Genomic DNA, 3790 nt, shown 5'->3' with positions numbered 1-3790 from the left:
GCTGTTCCAGGCCATGCTGGTGCTCGGCAACACGCCACAGGACCAGGCTTTGGAATTGCCAGGCTTGAGCCTGAGCCCACTGGCCCAGCCCACCGGCACCACCCAGTTCGATGTGAGCCTGTCCCTCAACGACGACGGCGAGACCATCAGCGGCCAGTTCGAATACGCCACCGACCTCTTCGACGAAAGCACCATCGCCCGTTGGGGCCAGCACCTGCTGCACTTGCTCGACGGGATGCTGGAGGACGCCACGCAGCCGGTGGCAACGCTGCCCTTGCTGGATAACCAACAACGCCGGCAACTGCTCGGCGGTTTCAACCAGACCCACGCGCCGTTTGCCGAAGGCCGACTGCTACAGGAATGGTTCGAGCAGCATGTACAGGCACGCCCCCAGGCCATCGCTGTGCAGGCCGAAGAGGTCAGTCTCAGCTATGCCGAACTCAACACCCGGGCCAATCGCATCGCCCATCGCCTGATCGCCGCTGGCCTGCGCCCGGATGAACGGGCCGCCCTGCTGGTGGAACGCAGCCCGGAAATGATCATCGGCATCCTGGCCATTCTCAAAGCCGGCGGCGCCTACGTGCCGCTGGACCCGAACTATCCGCAGGACCGCTTGCAGCACATGCTCGACGACAGCACGCCGCGGGTCCTGCTCACCCAGGGTTACCTGATCGAAACCATGGCCGAACAACTGCCGGCGCTGCACATGCCGCAGCTGTTGCTGGACGACTCGACTGATGGCGATGACAGCAATCCAAGGGTCGAGGGCCTGACCTCCCGGCACTTGGCCTACGTCATGTACACCTCCGGCTCCACCGGCAAGCCGAAAGGCGTGATGCTCGAACACCGCTCGGTGTGCAACCAGATCGGTGCCCTGCAAGAACGCTACGGCCTCAACCCCCAGGATCGCATCCTGCAATTCGCCACCATGACCTTCGACATGTCGGTGGAAGAGATCTTTGGCGCCTTGCTGTCCGGCGCCACCCTGGTACTGCGCAGCGATGCCTGGATCGCCGGCACCGCTGCCTTCGCCGCGCTTTGCGAGCAGCATGCAATCAGCGTCGCCAACCTGCCGACCGTGTTCTGGCAACAGGTCGCCCGAGACGCCCATGTCGCCCTGCCCGTTTGCCTGCGTCAGTTCATGATCGGTGGCGAAGCGGTGGGCAAGCAGGCCGTGAGCCAGTGGTTCGCCCGCGCCGGCCATCGCCCGGCGCTGTTCAATGCCTACGGCCCGACCGAAGCCACGGTCAACGCCTCGATCCGCCGCATGGAAAGCGAGCACGACGATTTCCGTTCCATCGGCAAGCCGCTACGCAACACTCAACTGCACGTGCTGGATGCGCTCGGCAACCTGGTCCCCATGGGGGTCGCCGGGGAAATTCACATCGGCGGCGTCGGTGTCGCTCGCGGCTACCTCAATCGCCACGAACTGACAGCCGAGCGTTTCATCGCCGACCCGTTCAGCACCGATCCGGACGCACGCCTGTACAAGACCGGCGACCTTGGCCGCTGGTGCGCCGACGGTACCCTGCAATACCTGGGACGCAACGACGATCAGGTGAAGATCCGCGGTTTCCGCGTGGAGCTGGGGGAGATCGAAGCCGTCCTCGCCGGCTGTGCCGGTGTCCGCGAAGCGGTGGTGGTTGCCCAGGAAAGCAAGCCGGGGCAGTCCGACAGCAAACGGCTGGTCGCCTATCTGTGCGGTGAGCCGGTGCCGGTGGAGCAATTGCGTGCCGTACTGCTGGCGGCGCTGCCCGAGTACATGGTGCCGAGCGCCTTCGTCCAGCTTGAAGCGCTGCCGCTGACCCCCAACGGCAAACTCGACCGCCGCGCCCTGCCCGCGCCGGGCCAGGAAGCGTTCGCCAGCCGCGCCTACGAGGCCCCACGGGGCGAGATTGAACAGATCGTTGCCAACGTCTGGCAAGACCTGCTGGGCATCGACAAGATTGGCCGTCACGACCGCTTCTTCGAACTCGGCGGGCATTCGCTGCTGGCCGTGAGCCTGATCGACCGCTTGCGCCAGCATGGCCTGAGCGCCAGCGTGCGCACCGTGTTCACCGCCCCCAGCGTGCGGGAAATGGCCCAGGCCCTGAGCCGCAGCCATGACGCGCCGTTCCTCGCACCGGCCAACCGGATTCCGGACGCCTGCACCGCCCTGACGCCCGACATGCTGCCCCTGGTGGAGCTGAGCGAGGCCCAGCTCGAACGCATCGTCGCCGCCGTACCGGGCGGGGCCGCCAATATCCAGGACATCTACCCGCTGGCCCCGTTGCAGCAAGGCATCCTGTTCCATCATCTGCTGGGACACGAAGGCGATGCGTACCTGGTCCGTTCGCTGATCGAATTCGACAGCCACGCGCGTCTCGAGGCCTTTATCGGTGCCTTGCAGCAGGTGATCGACCGCCACGACATCCTGCGCAGCGCCGTGCATTGGGTCGGCCAGCCGCAGCCGGTACAGGTGGTGCAACGCCAGGCCACGCTGCCGCTGCAGCACATCGCCCTGGCCGCCGATGAAGACCCGCGCGACCAACTGGAACGCTTGAGCGATCCCCGGCACCTGCGCCTGGACTTGCAGCAGGCGCCGCTGATGCGGGCCTGCATCGCCCGGATTCCGCACTCCGAACGCTGCTTGCTGGCCCTGCTCGACCACCACATGATCAGCGACCATGTGTCCCTGGGCATCGTCCTCGAAGAAGTCCAGGCCCTGTTGCAAGGCCAGGGCGACAGCCTGCCGCCGCCGATGCCTTATCGGGAATTCGTCGCCCAGGTCCTGGCGACGTCGCCCCAGGCCCATGAAGCCTACTTCAGCCAACGCCTGGGGACTGTCGACGAACCCACCGCGCCGTTCGGTGTACTGGATGTCCAGGGTGACGGCAGCCAAGTCGCCGAAACCAGCGTGCGTCTCGATCCGACCCTGAGCCAGCGGATCCGCGCCCAATCCCGTGCGGCCGGCGTCACGCCAGCCGTGCTGTTCCACATCGCCTGGGCCCAGGTACTCGGCCGCTGCACCGACCGCGACGACGTGGTGTTCGGCACCGTGGTCGCCGGCCGCCTGCAAGGCTCGGTGGGCGCCGACCGGGCGCTGGGGGTGTTCATCAACACCTTGCCGGTGCGGGTCCGACTGGCTGGGTTCGGGGTGGCCGCGCTGGTGGACGAAACCTACCGCGACCTCAGCGAACTGCTGAACCACGAACAGACCTCCCTGGCCCTGGCTCAACGCTGCAGTGGCGTCGGCCCTGGCCTGCCACTGTTCACCACACTGCTCAACTACCGCCACCAGACCGACGGCGGTTCGCTGGCCAATGCCGATCAGGTCCTGGCCTGGGACGGCGTGCGCTTCCTCAGCAACGAAGCCCGCACCAATTATCCGATCGAAGTGGCCGTGGCAGATGAAGGCGATGATTTCTGCGTGACCGCCCAGGCTATCGCCGGCATTAATCCGCAACGCATCGCCGCCTACCTGGGCCAGGCCGTGGCCGCCCTGGTGGACGCCCTGGAGCAGTCCCCCGGACGCCTCGCCAGCAGCCTCGACGTGGTGCCCGCCAGCGAACGTCAGTTGCTGCTCAGTGACTTCAACCACACCGCCAGCGATTTCGGTGCGGCGCAACCGATCCACCAGCTGTTCGAAGCCCAGGTACAGGCCAACCCCGACGCCGTGGCCCTGGTCTGCGAAGAACGCCAGTTGAGCTATCGCCAGCTCAATCGTCGCGCCAACCACCTGGCCCGGCAGTTGCTCGCCCTCGGCGTGCAACCTGATCAGCGCGTGGCCATCTGCGCCGAGCGCAGCCTG

General features: G+C 66.4%; 1 protein-coding gene. It reads left to right on the top strand.

Annotation, left to right across the window (positions count from 1 at the left end; genetic code table 11):
* Positions 1–3790: non-ribosomal peptide synthetase (locus FGE05_RS29460; protein WP_139650421.1), on the top strand; the 3790-nt coding region annotated here is incomplete at both ends.

It is taken from the genome of Pseudomonas sp. ICMP22404 (assembly GCF_006227205.1).
Classification (GTDB): domain Bacteria; phylum Pseudomonadota; class Gammaproteobacteria; order Pseudomonadales; family Pseudomonadaceae; genus Aquipseudomonas.
The sequence above is the reverse complement of the archived record's forward strand: the minus strand, read 5'-3'. Positions and strand labels throughout refer to the sequence as shown.